Source organism: Neobacillus nitrireducens, assembly GCF_030915405.1.
Classification (GTDB): Bacteria; Bacillota; Bacilli; order Bacillales; family Cytobacillaceae; genus Neobacillus.
On the sequence record NZ_CP133262.1, the window covers coordinates 1,232,863 to 1,246,490 of the forward strand.

At 37.9% G+C, this 13,628-nt stretch carries 11 protein-coding genes and 3 pseudogenes; 1 reads left to right on the plus strand and 13 read right to left on the minus strand.

Features of this window, described 5'->3' with window-relative positions; genetic code table 11:
* The first annotated feature begins 251 nt into the window (after positions 1 to 251).
* A complete protein-coding gene (locus RCG22_RS05975) occupies positions 252 to 719 on the plus strand; it encodes a DUF8821 family protein (protein WP_098261318.1) in 468 nt (155 codons plus the stop codon).
* A 73-nt stretch (positions 720 to 792) separates the two neighbouring features.
* Here RCG22_RS05975 and RCG22_RS05980 read toward each other — a convergent pair whose 3' ends face one another.
* The 13 genes and pseudogenes from RCG22_RS05980 to RCG22_RS06045 form a co-directional block, all read right to left on the minus strand.
* Positions 793 to 975 (minus strand): Fur-regulated basic protein FbpA, encoded by a 183-nt coding sequence (locus RCG22_RS05980; RefSeq protein WP_308106153.1) that lies wholly within the window; start codon positions 973 to 975, stop codon positions 793 to 795.
* 715 nt (positions 976 to 1,690) lie between these two features.
* Positions 1,691 to 2,107, minus strand: coding sequence for a hypothetical protein (locus RCG22_RS05985; protein WP_308106154.1), 417 nt, complete (start codon positions 2,105 to 2,107; stop codon positions 1,691 to 1,693).
* Between the two features lie 218 nt (positions 2,108 to 2,325).
* Positions 2,326 to 2,463, minus strand: a pseudogene (locus RCG22_RS05990) (acetyl-CoA C-acyltransferase); the annotation flags it as partial.
* 56 nt (positions 2,464 to 2,519) lie between these two features.
* Positions 2,520 to 2,957 (minus strand): annotated as a pseudogene (locus tag RCG22_RS25415) (methylmalonyl-CoA mutase family protein); the annotation flags it as partial.
* A gap of 432 nt (positions 2,958 to 3,389) precedes the next feature.
* On the minus strand, positions 3,390 to 3,956 hold the full coding sequence (locus tag RCG22_RS06005) for a hypothetical protein (protein WP_308106155.1): 567 nt from the start codon (positions 3,954 to 3,956) through the stop codon (positions 3,390 to 3,392).
* Positions 3,957 to 3,981: 25 nt separating this feature from the next.
* On the minus strand, positions 3,982 to 5,604 hold the full coding sequence (locus tag RCG22_RS06010; RefSeq protein ID WP_308106156.1) for an ATP-binding protein: 1,623 nt from the start codon (positions 5,602 to 5,604) through the stop codon (positions 3,982 to 3,984).
* A 245-nt stretch (positions 5,605 to 5,849) separates the two neighbouring features.
* On the minus strand, positions 5,850 to 6,938 hold the full coding sequence (gene phaC / locus RCG22_RS06015; protein ID WP_308106157.1) for a class III poly(R)-hydroxyalkanoic acid synthase subunit PhaC: 1,089 nt from the start codon (positions 6,936 to 6,938) through the stop codon (positions 5,850 to 5,852).
* Positions 6,939 to 7,019: 81 nt separating this feature from the next.
* Positions 7,020 to 8,569 (minus strand): annotated as a pseudogene (locus RCG22_RS06020) (acyl-CoA carboxylase subunit beta).
* Between the two features lie 34 nt (positions 8,570 to 8,603).
* Positions 8,604 to 9,149, minus strand: a complete 546-nt coding sequence (accB, locus tag RCG22_RS06025; protein WP_308106158.1) for an acetyl-CoA carboxylase biotin carboxyl carrier protein — start codon at positions 9,147 to 9,149, stop codon at positions 8,604 to 8,606.
* Between the two features lie 32 nt (positions 9,150 to 9,181).
* The gene (gene accC / locus RCG22_RS06030; protein ID WP_308107099.1) at positions 9,182 to 10,534 is read right to left on the minus strand and encodes an acetyl-CoA carboxylase biotin carboxylase subunit; all 1,353 of its coding nucleotides are present in this window, start codon (positions 10,532 to 10,534) and stop codon (positions 9,182 to 9,184) included.
* Between the two features lie 127 nt (positions 10,535 to 10,661).
* Entirely contained in the window at positions 10,662 to 11,630 is a 969-nt protein-coding gene (locus tag RCG22_RS06035; protein ID WP_308106159.1) for an electron transfer flavoprotein subunit alpha/FixB family protein, read from the minus strand.
* Positions 11,631 to 11,651: 21 nt separating this feature from the next.
* Complete coding sequence (locus tag RCG22_RS06040; RefSeq protein ID WP_308106160.1) at positions 11,652 to 12,416, minus strand: electron transfer flavoprotein subunit beta/FixA family protein; 765 nt, start codon at positions 12,414 to 12,416, stop codon at positions 11,652 to 11,654.
* A 227-nt stretch (positions 12,417 to 12,643) separates the two neighbouring features.
* Complete coding sequence (locus RCG22_RS06045; RefSeq protein ID WP_308106161.1) at positions 12,644 to 13,426, minus strand: SDR family NAD(P)-dependent oxidoreductase; 783 nt, start codon at positions 13,424 to 13,426, stop codon at positions 12,644 to 12,646.
* Between the last annotated feature and the right edge of the window lie 202 nt (positions 13,427 to 13,628).

Here is a 13,628-nt window from a genome sequence, read left to right on the forward strand (position 1 = left end):
TTGGTATGGTTCAATTGCTGAAATGAAGGGTTTGGTATAATTACGCCGAATATTAAACAGGTGTTTGTTAAGACTAGCCTTCGCAAACATCTTTTAACAATCAAAATTTTCTCTTGAATCATTTTTGATATAATATAGAGTAGATAGGCGATTAATTTGAAGGTTGTCTATATGCATGGTTCTATAATTGACTAAAATTTGTATTCCCAAAAGAAACAACTTGAAATTTAAGAGAGAAAAGGGAGATGTAAATGTCTTATATCGTTGATTTTAAAAATGTGTCTACCGTTGGATTAGAATCTTCACCTGTAGTAGAAGCGCTTGCTGGTTTACGTGCTAATGAAGCCCGATACTTTATGAACAAATACAAACATGAATTTACGGTTGTACCTGCCAGTGAAAGCCAGGAGACCCTTGATTATGTGAACCGAATTTTGAAAGAAGAACGTGACATAGAGTTTGCAGCCAAACCTTTAGAAACGTCGCGTTTTCAAGTGGAAAATATCAAAATGGCCTACGTCTTTTATGAAGACGGCCTTTCGATCAACGTCATGTATACGGTTGATGACCCCAAGCCAAAGCGGGCCGTTGGTTTTAAGCTTTCTGAGGGGATGGACATACCAAAGGAGTTAGAAGGGAAGTTTAAGTTTGCCAGGCAGAAGTCTAAACTAGCTGGAACCATTCGGGGCTCGTATTTTGTGATTAAAGGAGAATATTAAAGTAAGAAAAAGCGCAAGTGGAGGAATTCAGCCACTTGCGCTTTGAGTCATCTACGCTGGAATCATGCCTATTTTATACCCACTGAATAGACCCAAACTCACCATGCGGATGGTTTTGTAATTTAAATCTTCTATACTCATATTCTAATTTCGTTAGTGGCAACTCATAAAGCTTATGATCTTCTTTGTTATATACGTTTAAAAAAATTAATTTATTGATAAGTTTTTGTCTCTTTTTTTCATCATTATTTCTCATCAGAAACACTCCTTTTGTTTTACAAAAACTTTCTCTTGAATACAACCACTTTTAAATTCGTTTATTTGATTAACTTCATTATAAACCTATAATTCCTATCCGTAAAGTTGGAATTAGAATTAAATAAAAAAGAAGCATGTGTCATGTAGGGTGACTTATGCTTCTTTTTTTGTTGCCCCTGCCAAGGAATATAATTATACCATATTTAAAGTTGCTCATTATTTATTGGACCAAACTATTGGAAACACAAAAACCGTATAGTAAATATTTCCGGTACAGTTAAATTAATATATGTCTGGCGTGACTGCGTGGGAATCGAACCCACCAGACCTGGCACGCAGGTCTGAAGCAGTTTTGAAGTTTGCTTGCACCTGTTTTCCTAGTAGCTTGATGTACCCTCTAGTACTGATAAATCAGGCTTTCTTGCTTCCTAGTGTTTTCTTGTGATTTATAATTTTAAAATTTGGGCACCAAGCATGGCACCAATGATCACTTTTAAGAAACGGCATAAGCATCCCACTTATATGATTTCATTCATATATTAGCTTTGCGTTCGTTACCATGAGTTGTTAATATCTAATTAAACGTCGTTTTTTTTATGTAATAACTAAAAAAACTATCTTATAGTTCCAAAGGATTACTACGGGATAGCCTCACATTATTGTTTAAAATTATTTATCTTATAAGCTCTGATTCGGTTTCGAAAAAGAGTTACCTAAAAATTGCTGAAAAGTTTTCGAGCTTGCATTAGCAAATCTGATGATAAAAAGGCACCAACCGGAGGAAGACTGCCTGTGTATTTCGGTGGTCCAGTAAGTTCTCTATTAGTAGTTGCAATCCAAGTTCCATACTGACCTGCCTGGAAAGAAGGTGTCTTCATGACCAACTGTCTACTTAACATGAAATGACGAACTCTGATGGTTGCATCATCAAATATTTGTAATTGACCAGAAAACGATGCAAACGGTGAATCAAACCTTAGTTGTTTGGTATTTTCATCCCAATATCCATTGATAACAATCGGACTGCCTCGAAAATTGGCTGTACCCCTTACTGTGTTGCCAGAGACTAAATCAATGGTAAGTACCCCCCTTACCAGCGGTCTTCCTGCTATATCGGTACTAATCCTCAACTGTGTTGGAAAATGGGAACCTTAGCATATTATTTTGAACTGCATACAAAATGACCTCTCCTCATTCCTTTACTTTTTAATGCTCACCACATCATATTCGCTAGACTATTGCCTAACAACTTGTACTTTCAAAAATGTGTGTTAACCAAAAAACTATTTTTTCTTAGTATTTACCTTAACCTTAATAAAGTACAATAAGTTTATTTAATTCAAAAAGAGGTAACTACAATCCGAGCACCTGAACATCCGATTGGGTGACCTAATGCTATCGCTCCTCTATTAACATTAATAATCTCCTCTGGCAAACCTAATTCCTTATTTACTGCCAACACTTGAGCTGGAAATGCTTCATTTAATGACGAAGCATTTCCAGCTGTCACTGTCCCATTCTCTTTAAAAGCTGGTTTCAGAGACCATCCTGTCCCAGCTTAGCAACCATAATTCTAGGTCGGCGTCCTTCCCTCGCTTCAAAATCATGAGTTTGTTGTCGTACGTCATTGATTTCTTGCTTAATAGCATATTCGGTACTATATACTCCAATGACCGAGCGAGAATTTGCTTTGTGACGCCCAACAACTTTTTCATATGCATCGGAAATCTCACCAAGATTTGCTCTGGCCCTTGCTGCTTCAATTGCAAGGACTAATAAATTACCATGTTCTAAATCATTTCGTACAGCTTGATTAAACTCTTCTGGATCCGAATAGGGTAATTCCTGACACACTTTCCAAGGTTCATGCTGATTACCCATTTCATCTGTTCCACGTAAATAGGGGAAATCTCCTGGCAATGTAGATAAAAAAGGATATTTTTCAATATCCTCAAGAAGATACAAAGGTTGAAGACGAATTCCTTCATAAGTATCGGTAACTAGATTTTCTTCAAAACTAGCACCTTTTAAGGTTTTCTCTTCCTCTTCCTTCCACTGTTGAAAAGTTGTGTAGAAAAATCCTCAAACATTTTAGATTCTGTAATTTTACTATCAATGGTCACAGTTTAAAGACACTTCCTTCTAATCTATAATTCAGTAATCATTTATTTTTGTATTTTTAACCTGATTTTTGCGAGGAAGTTTTTGACAAAGAATATATGGATTGTCTTAAAAAATGGTAAGTTTGGTAATTATAATAAATTTTTGCAATCGCAAAATTTTCACAAAGGGAACACTTAATTTGATACGATGCTTTGCTAGCATGCGGAGCATCTAACAATGGCAGTGCTTCTTTCATGTGTGTTTTACATACCCACATAATTTCACCTCTCTTACTACTTTTTTATTCATTTATTCGTTTGAGAGCACCATATATTTATTTAAGGGAAAGAATACATTCTTAAATGGATTTGTTAAGAAGTTACGGAATGTTCTCTGATTTTTTTGGATAATAGAAAATGTTTCTTTTATATTTTTCACATACAAATTTCGATAATTTCGTCTTTGTTCAATATATTTATCTAGTTTGTTTATAATTGTATCGGAATAATCACCTTTTAATAGATTATTTAAAGGACTTGTAAGAAGCTCTGATGATAAATTTTTAATATGATCCACTTGATTATTAATTTCCTCAAATGAATTTAAAAGGAATAAATTGTGCAAGCCTGTAGTTGATGTCAAAAGTTGTTCTCGAGACATTTCTTCCCATTCAAAGAGTTCTTTTGTAATTTGATTTATGAGTTCGTTTACATTTTTTTGATTTTGTTTCACACTTTCAGCCAATTGTATTGAAGATTGCAAAAGAACTTCCTCTCGAAAATACTCTCCTTCGTCCCAATCATCTATCATTTGAATCGATTGATTCCATAATTGGTCTATAAATAAACCATTTTTTTTGATATTAACTAAAGTCATTTCAATTCCTCCTATAAGGACATATTTAACTAGCCGATGGTAATGTAATCTCAATTAAAGTTCCTTCGTTCACTTTACTTGCATAGGTAATACTGCCATTGTGCTGTTTAATAATTTTATGACAAATCATTAATCCGAGTCCGGTTCCCTTTTCTTTTAAAGTGTAAAATGGCTCACCTAACCGAGGAAGCAGCTCTTCAGGTATACCGCATCCCTGATCTTGAAATGAAATAATACACACGCCATCTAGGCCATTTCTTAAATTGATGAAAATTTCACCTCCTACTTCCATTGCTTCTATAGCGTTCTTAATTACATTAATAAATACCTGCTTTATTTGGTTCTTCTCACAAGTTATATAAATAGGAGATTCTTCAACAATCAGATGAAATTGAATATCGTTCAAAATGAACTGAGGAGAAAGTATATCAAGCGTATTTTCTATTAGTTCTTTTACATTCATACGGATTAGTTGAACAGCCTGTGGTTTTCCCAAAGAAAGAAGTTCGCTCGTAATCGTTTCAATTCTATCCAGTTCACCTAAGAGCAATTCAGTATACTTAGTAGATTTATTTTCATTCTTATAAAGTTGAACAAACCCCTTTATGGTTGTAAGTGGATTTCTTATTTCATGTGCAACTCCCGCTGCTAATTCACCGACAACGGATAGCTTTTCAGATTGCAAAAGAATTTCTTCTGATTTTTTACGTTCAGAAATATCTCGGCTAATCTTGACAAAATGTTCAATGGAATCGTCATCCCCCTTTACAGGTATAAAACGGGATTCTACTTCAATCCAATCCCCATTTTTGTGTTGTAAACGGAATTCAATCAACTGTGATTGTTTATTTTCAAACATCCCATCCCATCTATTTTTTAACGTACAAACATCATCAGGATGAATTAAAGCAGAGAATTCGACACCTGTTAGGTCATTTTCTTCGTAACCTAAAATATATTTATGTGAAGGAGAGATGTAACGAAAAAAATATTCTTTATCCATTACCGATATTAGGTCTACTGTATTCTCGGCGATCAGTCGATAGTTTGATTCACTTTCCTCTGCTTTCTTATACATAAATGATAATTGGTAGTTTAATCGATGCAACTTGACATACGACTCAATTAGTAAGGCACCAATTACTACTCCTACTACCATAAAAAGTAAATATTGAAGATGAAAGAGTAGATTATCATTAATAATGTGAAAGATGGATACATATAAAACATACATACACACAAAAGTAATAAATAGATGGACAACTTTTTTTATTGGTGTAAATCGAGAAATAAATATATGTGAAACAGAAAAACTAGCCATGACAATTGTAAATCCAATAATGGCTTGGAGCCACTGACCACCTACAAATAGTCTTGCCAGCAATGCAATTCCCCCGGTAATTATTCCCGCATTTGGTCCAAGATAGGCAAAAACAAGCATAACTGTCGCATATCGAAGATCATAAGCATACCCTTGTTGCTTTATAGATAGGAATACAAGGATGATTGTAAACATTCCGGCATAAATACTGACCCAAAGTCGAACTTTATTAATTGGCTTATGATTAATAAATGAACGGATAACGAGAGGCAAAATTACAAAAAGGCAAAATATTGATAGATTAACAATGTAGTATAAAAAATTCAACCTAATTCCCACCTATACTTAAACCTTCTTTTGTATTGTTATTACATGGGGTGACAACTTCAAATTCTGGCAAGTCTAGTAAAATTAAAAACCCTTACAGACCTCCTGTTATGTTTAGCAGTAGCAACATTAGTGCCGAGGTCTGTGATTGGTTTCAATATTATTCTTCTAAACAAATAGATTTTAGCTTTTCACAACTACTTCAATTTGTAAATACAGATCTTCTCATTTGACAGTATTTACGGTTAGTTTGATCTCTCTTCTAACCAATCACCAATCGTGGGATAAGTTATTTTTGAAGCTTTACTCCCAAAAGCAATAGACGTATGCCCAACCGGTAAGTTTATATATTGTTTGTCTTTACTGGATATGCGATTCATTAATGCTTCTACTTGATGCGGTGGAGCAATGTTGTCAATTTCACCCGATAAGTTGAGGACATTAGCAGTGATTACCTCAAGTTTCACCTGACGTCCACGAATAACTAGTTCCCCTTTAATCAGCTTGTTTTTTTGATAAAATTCGCGAATCCACTGACGATAGGATTCACCCGGAAATGGAACGCCGTCGTTTAACCATTTTTGCAAAAGTTTAAAGCTCGTTACAAAACTTTCATTCTCAGCACGATCAAAAAGACTAACATAAGGGCCATAAATGTTTGCCATGGGTTTTAGTAATTTGTTTCCAAAGTCAATCATTTCAGGTGGAATATTTCCGAGCGTTTGGACCAATTTATCAATATCAAAATGTTGCTCATCCAGCATAGCACCATATATGCCTGTATCTTCAAAATCAAACGGAGTAGTCATAAAGATAAGGTTACGAATTGGCAATTCAGGGTGCAGAGTAGCAAATATTGAAGTAATTGTACCGCCCATGCAATATCCCAGTATGGAGACTGCATCCGCATTTGATTTTCGTAAGACTTTACGTACCGCTCGTGGGATGTAGTCCATAATATAATCGTCTAATTTCATATTTTTATCTTCAATGCCCGGTGTACCCCATTCAAGGAGATAGACGTCAAATCCTCGATTTACCAGATATTCAACTAAACTGCCACCCTTTGTTAAATCCATGATATAGGGCTTATTAATCAGTGCATAAATCAAGAGAAGCGGAGTTTTATGCTTTTTCGGTTCTTCTGAAATATAGCGATATAGTATGGTTTTATTCCTAGTCCAAATTACTTCTTTCGGAGTTGGCCCGACCTCTGGTTCGGCATCCTTCATTAACACTTGAGTTACGCTTTTTAATCGTCTATACATCTGTTGATATTCTTCAGGTACCATTTCGATAAAATTTTCGTATTCACTTGCCATGAGATTACTCATAACTCCACCCCTTTACCATATTTAATTGATAAATTAAAATATCTCAGATTGAGAGTTTACTAGTACTATTTTTAATTGAACTTACAACGGAATATTTCCATGCTTTTTTTTCGGTCTTACTTCTTTTTTTGTTCTAAGCATCTCTAAAGACTGTTTCAGAACTTTCCTTGTATCCCTCGGATCGATTACGTCATCCACCATTCCATGAGAGGCTGCAACATAAGGATTGGCAAACAGATTTCGGTATTCCTCAATTTTTTCCGAACGAGTCGACGCCGGATCACTGCTTAGGTTAATTTCTTTTGCAAAGATAATATTTGCTGCTCCCTCAGGACCCATAACGGCAATTTCCGCATTAGGCCAAGCAAATACGATATCCGCACCAATTGCTTTTGAATTCATAGCGACATAGGCCCCGCCAAATGCTTTTCTTAATATGACAGTAATTTTTGGAACAGTTGCTTCTGAATAGGCATAGAGAATTTTTGCACCATGACGAATGATTCCTCCGTGCTCTTGATTTACCCCGGGAAAAAACCTGTAACATCCTCAAAGGTTATGATGGGGATGTTAAAAGAGTCACAGAATCGAATGAATCTGGAAGTCTTATCCGAAGAATTAATATCCAGACCGCCGGCCATTACTTTAGGCTGATTAGCAACAATCCCCACACTTTTTCCGTCTATTTGTCCAAATCCAACCACGGTATTTCTCGCATAGTCCTTATGAACCTCCATGAAATCACCGTGATCTAGAACTTGTTCTAACACCTTCCGAATGTCATATACCTTGGTTCCATTGAGAGGTACCAGGTTAAGCAAATCTTCGCGCCAATCACTGTCTTCACAATGTGAAAGAGCCTGAGGAGTTTCCATATTATTTTGAGGCAGAAAGGAAATTAATCTTCGTACTTCCTCTAAGACCCCCTGTTCAGAATCACCGGTAAAATGTGCACAGCCACTAATGGAGGAATGAACCTTTGCACCGCCCAGATTCTCTGCAGAAATTTTCTCGCCGGTAACCGTTTCAATGACCTTTGGACCTGTAATAAACATTTGACTGGTATTTTCCACCATAAACACAAAATCAGTTATGGCTGGAGAATAGACTGCCCCACCAGCACAAGGACCCATGATCACCGATATTTGCGGGATTACACCAGAGTAGATGGCATTTCGATAAAAAATTTGACCGTATCCGTCTAAAGAAACGACGCCTTCTTGTATCCTGGCACCGCCTGAGTCATTTAATCCAATAATGGGTGCTCCATTTTTTGCAGCTAAATCCATAATTTTGCAAATTTTAGTTGCATGCATCTCTCCTAGTGCTCCGCCAAAAACAGTAAAATCCTGGGCAAATACGTATACAAGACGCCCATTAATTTTACCGTAACCCGTCACAACACCTTCCCCCGGGCTTTCCATTTTATCCATGCCGAAGTTGGTTGCTCGGTGCTTGATGAATGAATTTAATTCCACAAAGGAGTCATTGTCCAGCAATAGATCAATTCGTTCCCTTGCAGTAAGCTTCCCGCGATTATGCTGTGTATCAATTCGCTTGTCACCGCCGCCAAGCACGATTTTACTTTTCCGATCCCATAGATCATAAATCTTCTCATAAACTGTGCTCATTGGAAATCTCCACTTCCTCTCTGCTCGAAATATGTTATGATGTCTGCTTCACCAAGAAAAGAGGTTGGCCGTATTCTACGAGCTGACCATTTTCAACTAGTACTTCAACGATTTCTCCATCCATTTCTGCTTCAATTTCATTAAACAATTTCATAGCTTCTAAAATGCAGACAATTGTTGATTTCTCAACTTTTTCACCAATTTTAACAAATGGTGCGGCATCCTCTCCTGGTGCTCTGTAAAATATGCCTACCATTGGAGAGACAATTTTTGAAAGGTTATTGATTTCCTCATTTTTTTGTGTATTATGCACCTCCTCTAGATTATCTCTCGTTACAGCTGCTTGAACATGTCCTTCTGATATCTCCTTAACCGTGGTAGTTGGTAATACGGCTGTATTCTCAATAGCAACCTCATTTGCCTGACTCTTAGCAGTGTTAATCTCCTGGGGAACGACTGCTGCTGCCCCCAACTTTCTACTAATCAAAATTTTAGAATTACCTTCTTCTATTTCCAAAACCTCTATAGAAGAAGCATCAACTAGTTTAATCATTTCTCTGATTTCTTGGATTTTAAACATTTTCTCTCTCCTTCATAATCGGTAATAAAGAATCATACCTCTAACTTCAATGGATTCGTTTCAAGGAACTTTGTATTAAACTGACCCTTAACAAAGGATTCATGTTCTAGTAATTTCTGGTGGAACGGGATCGTCGTTTTAATTCCACTTATGACAAATTCATCGAGCGCCCTTTTCATTCGCTCAATCGCTTCATCACGATCTTTTCCCCAAACGATCACTTTTGCTGCCATCGAATCATAAAAAGGTGAAATTTCATAACCAGGATAGACAGCACTATCCACTCGTACACCATACCCCCCTGGAGGATGATACATTTCGACTTTTCCTGGTGAAGGCATAAAATTCTTTGCCGGATTTTCTGCATTTATACGGCATTCAATCGCCCACCCATTTATTTTTATATCACTTTGGTTGAAGGAAAGCGGATATCCTGCCGCTACTGAAATTTGTTCTTTTATTAAGTCAATACCAGTAATCATTTCTGTAACAGGGTGTTCTACCTGAATACGGGTATTCATTTCCATGAAATAGAAATGGCCGTTTTTATCTAAGAGGAACTCAACAGTACCCGCGCCATGATAATGGACAGCCTTTGCAGCCGCGATTGCTGCACAACCCATCTGTTCACGAATCTCTTGCTCAAGGGCTGGTGACGGAGCTTCTTCAACCAGTTTTTGATGTCGTCTTTGGATGGAACAGTCTCGTTCACCTAAATAAACGATATTTCCAAGCATATCTCCCATGATTTGAATTTCCACATGACGGGGTCCCTCAATGTATTTCTCGAGATACACACCCGCGTTTCCAAATGCCGTTTCAGCTTCTTTCTGTGCTTGACGGATGGCTTTGCGTAATTCCTCCTCATCCTCTGCAACTCTCATTCCCTTTCCTCCACCGCCAGCTGTTGCTTTAACAATGACCGGGAATCCAATTTCCTTCGCTATCATAATAGCTTCTTCAAGATCTTCAATTAGACCATCTGTTCCAGGAACGGTAGGCACGCCTACACTTTTCATGGTTTCTCTCGCGACCGCTTTATCCCCCATTTTATTAATGGCGTCTGCATCTGGCCCAATAAATGAAATGTTGTAATCCCAGCAAATTTCAGCAAAGGTACCATTTTCCGCCAGAAAACCATAACCAGGGTGGATCGCATCCGCATTCGTAGATTGAGCAACGCAAATTATATTTGCAATATTCAAATAGCTTCGCGTGGATGCAGTGGGTCCAATACAATATGCTTCGTCAGCCATTTGCACATGCAGGGCTTCACGGTCTGCCTCAGAATAAACTGCAACCGTGGATATCCCCATTTCCTTGCACGCCCTAATTACACGAACAGCAATTTCTCCTCGATTAGCGATAAGAACCTTTTTAAACATGTACATGTTCCTTTCCAATAGTAATTTTATAGAAGGGTTGCCCATCAATGGATCCATTCATGCAGATTGTTATTGAGAAGAAATTTCCTTTACAAGAGTAATGCCCTGTTAACTAAACCCATTGATTTTAAGAGTTTACTAGTACTTTTTTGAATTCTTCCGCTAGTAGAGGAACCACTTCAAACAAATCACCCACAATACCGTAGTCCGCTATTTTAAAAATTGGGGCTTCCGGATCTTTGTTAATCGCCACGATCAGTTTTGAGTTAGACATCCCGGCTAAATGCTGAATGGCACCAGAAATTCCACAGGCAATATACAAATCAGGGGTTACAACCTTTCCAGTCTGTCCAATTTGCAGGGAATAGTCACAGTAATCAGCATCACATGCACCCCGGGAAGCACCGACTGCTCCCCCCAGGACATCCGCCAATTCCTGAAGTTGCTTGAAACCTTCAGGGGATCTAACCCCGCGTCCGCCAGAGATAACAACTTTAGCTTCTGATAAATCTACACCGCCAGTTGTTTTACGTATTACTTCCTTAACAATCGTCCGTAAGTCTTTGATCTCAGCATAAAAATGCACAATCTCAATCGTTCCGCTGATTTCTGCGACCGGGATATTATTTGGACGCACTGTTGCGAATGGGATGCCAGATACTACTTTCTTTTTCTCAAACGCTTTTCCGGAAAAAACAGGACGTGTAAAAATAACGTCACCATCCTCTACCTGAACATCAATGACGTCAGATACAAGTCCCAGCCCCAAACAGGCTGCAATGCGCGGCGCAAGATCTCTCCCAATTGCCGTATGCGGCATTAAAATAGCATCTGGTTCCACTTCATCAAATACCTGTCTCAAGCTTTGAGAATATGCATCCGTTGTATACACATCGAGTTCTTCGTTGCCCACAATATATACTTTATTTGCTCCATGTTTCCCTAAAACATTTGCATAATGAGCTGCATTATTGCCGAAAGCCACAGCTATAATTTCTCCGCCTTCCGCAATGCGCTGCGCAGCTGTCAGGGACTCCAGCGAAACACCTCTTAGGTTCCCAGACTTAGCTTCCGTCACCACCAGTACTTTTCTCATGTTAGTTCGTCCTCCTGTGTGTTAGTTTACCTTCGCTACACTGCGAAGAAGTACAGCCAGTTCAGAAACTTGAGCTTCGATATCCCCCTCCAGGATACGTCCTGTTCCTTTTTTCGGCGGAAAAAATGTCTTGGTAGTTATTGTCTTTACTTCAAGGATGTCATGGATATTTAAATCATCAATCTCTATTCGCTCAATTGGCTTTTTCTTCGCTTTCATGATACCGGGCAAGGAAGGATATCGCGGCTCATTTAGTCCCTGTTGGGCTGTAACCAATACTGGAAGAGATACCCAAACAACCTCTTTATCTCCTTCAACGTCACGCTCGATCACCGCTTCATTCCCGACAATTTCCAGCTTTGTGATCGACGTCACTTGTGGAATATTGAGTTCCTCTGCAAGGCGCGAACCAATTTGTCCACCGCCATAATCCACTCCCACATTACCAGCTAATATGATGTCAAATTCACGATTTTTAATAACGGCCTCAAGAATTTTGACTGTACTGTATTCATCAAGATTTAAATTTTCACTATTAACCATAATCGCTTTATCCGCACCCATCGCAAGCGCCGTTCGCAGCCCATTCTCTGCACGTTCCGGTCCTACCGTGATAACTGTTACCTCTCCACCATGTATAGCTCGCAATTGAAGAGCTTCTTCAATCGCATATTCATCGTAAGGATTGATGATGAAGTTTACCCCTTCTTCACTAACGGTGCCGAAATGGAACGCAATTTTTTCCTCCGGATCAAACGTTTGTTTCATCAATACTAAAATGTTCATTTTTTCGTATCCCCTTCTGATGTAATATTATTAACGCACCCGTGCTAAACGATTTGTGGGTTCCATACTCAATTTCGGTTTAAACCAAATATAAGTCCCCTCAGCAATTTATTTTGTGCTTCCTATTTCGCCCATTAGTAATTGAGCGAGCGATTGCTCATTTTTAATCAAAATCGAAGTTAGCTGTAAAAACTCCCACCCTTTAAGGATGGGAATTTATTGGCTATTTACACTTTTTGCTCGATCATCTTTCGGGTATAGATGGTTACCCACTTCCTTGGCAGCAGTCCCACAGATTTTGCCATGAGTTTATTTTTAAAGCCTGGGATGATCACCGTTTTTTTCTTCATTAACCCTTCAAAGCCGCACTTGGCAACTGCTTCTGGTTCCATCAAGTTCTTAATAAAAATTTTTGTTCCTGTTGCGGCCAGGCCTTCCGTGAGCGGCGTTTTGGTTGAAGGGGGACATAATACACTAACTTGAACTCCGGTTCCTTTTAGTTCTTCCGCAATCGCTTCTGAAAAGGTTAAGACGTACGATTTGCTCGCCCCATACATCGACATCCCTGGAGTTGGCTGAAAGGCCGCTGTTGAAGCCACGTTTAAAATTTTACCTTGTTTTCGTTTTACCATTTCATCCGCTATAAGTTTGGTTAAATACGTGAGCGAAATCATGTTGAGCTGCAGATATTCCAATTCTTTTTTAATATCCAATTCCGTCATTAACCCTAATCCGCCAGCCCCGGCATTATTAATCAAAATATCGATGTTGATTCCTTCGCTTTTCAATTGCCGATGCAAGCTCTCTACTGTTGCATGGCTGCTTAAGTCACCTGCAAAAGTATTTACTTGCACTCCATAATTATTTTTTAAATTCTCGGCTTGTTGTTCCAACAATGTTACATCTCTGGCAACTAGTACCAAGTTATATCGATGGACTGCGAAAACTTTTGCGAATTCCAAACCGATCCCTTTAGTAGCGCCTGTAATCAAAACTGTTTCTGTTGGCATATGTTTTTTAGTCCCCTAACGTTTGGAATATTCTAAAATTTATAAATACTATTATGTTATTGATTATACTCATTAGTAATAATTAAATAAAATTAAAGATTTTAATATATAAGTAAGTATTACTAATATTCATATAGTGAAAATAGTGAAAAATATCAATTTTTCAAATTTCCTGGAATTAGTAAGAGTTGCGCATAAAAAA

What these genes read in the sequence shown, in the direction of transcription:
- accB (WP_308106158.1), bottom strand. Translation starts at nt 9,149, where the DNA reads ATGTTTAAAATCCAAGAAATCAGAGAAATGATTAAACTAGTTGATGCT.
- RCG22_RS06045 (WP_308106161.1), bottom strand. Translation starts at nt 13,426, where the DNA reads ATGCCAACAGAAACAGTTTTGATTACAGGCGCTACTAAAGGGATCGGT.
- phaC (WP_308106157.1), bottom strand. Translation starts at nt 6,938, where the DNA reads ATGAGTAATCTCATGGCAAGTGAATACGAAAATTTTATCGAAATGGTA.
- accC (WP_308107099.1), bottom strand. Translation starts at nt 10,534, where the DNA reads ATGTTTAAAAAGGTTCTTATCGCTAATCGAGGAGAAATTGCTGTTCGT.
- RCG22_RS06040 (WP_308106160.1), bottom strand. Translation starts at nt 12,416, where the DNA reads ATGAACATTTTAGTATTGATGAAACAAACGTTTGATCCGGAGGAAAAA.
- RCG22_RS05975 (WP_098261318.1), top strand. Translation starts at nt 252, where the DNA reads ATGTCTTATATCGTTGATTTTAAAAATGTGTCTACCGTTGGATTAGAA.
- RCG22_RS06005 (WP_308106155.1), bottom strand. Translation starts at nt 3,956, where the DNA reads ATGACTTTAGTTAATATCAAAAAAAATGGTTTATTTATAGACCAATTA.
- RCG22_RS05980 (WP_308106153.1), bottom strand. Translation starts at nt 975, where the DNA reads ATGAGAAATAATGATGAAAAAAAGAGACAAAAACTTATCAATAAATTA.
- RCG22_RS06035 (WP_308106159.1), bottom strand. Translation starts at nt 11,630, where the DNA reads ATGAGAAAAGTACTGGTGGTGACGGAAGCTAAGTCTGGGAACCTAAGA.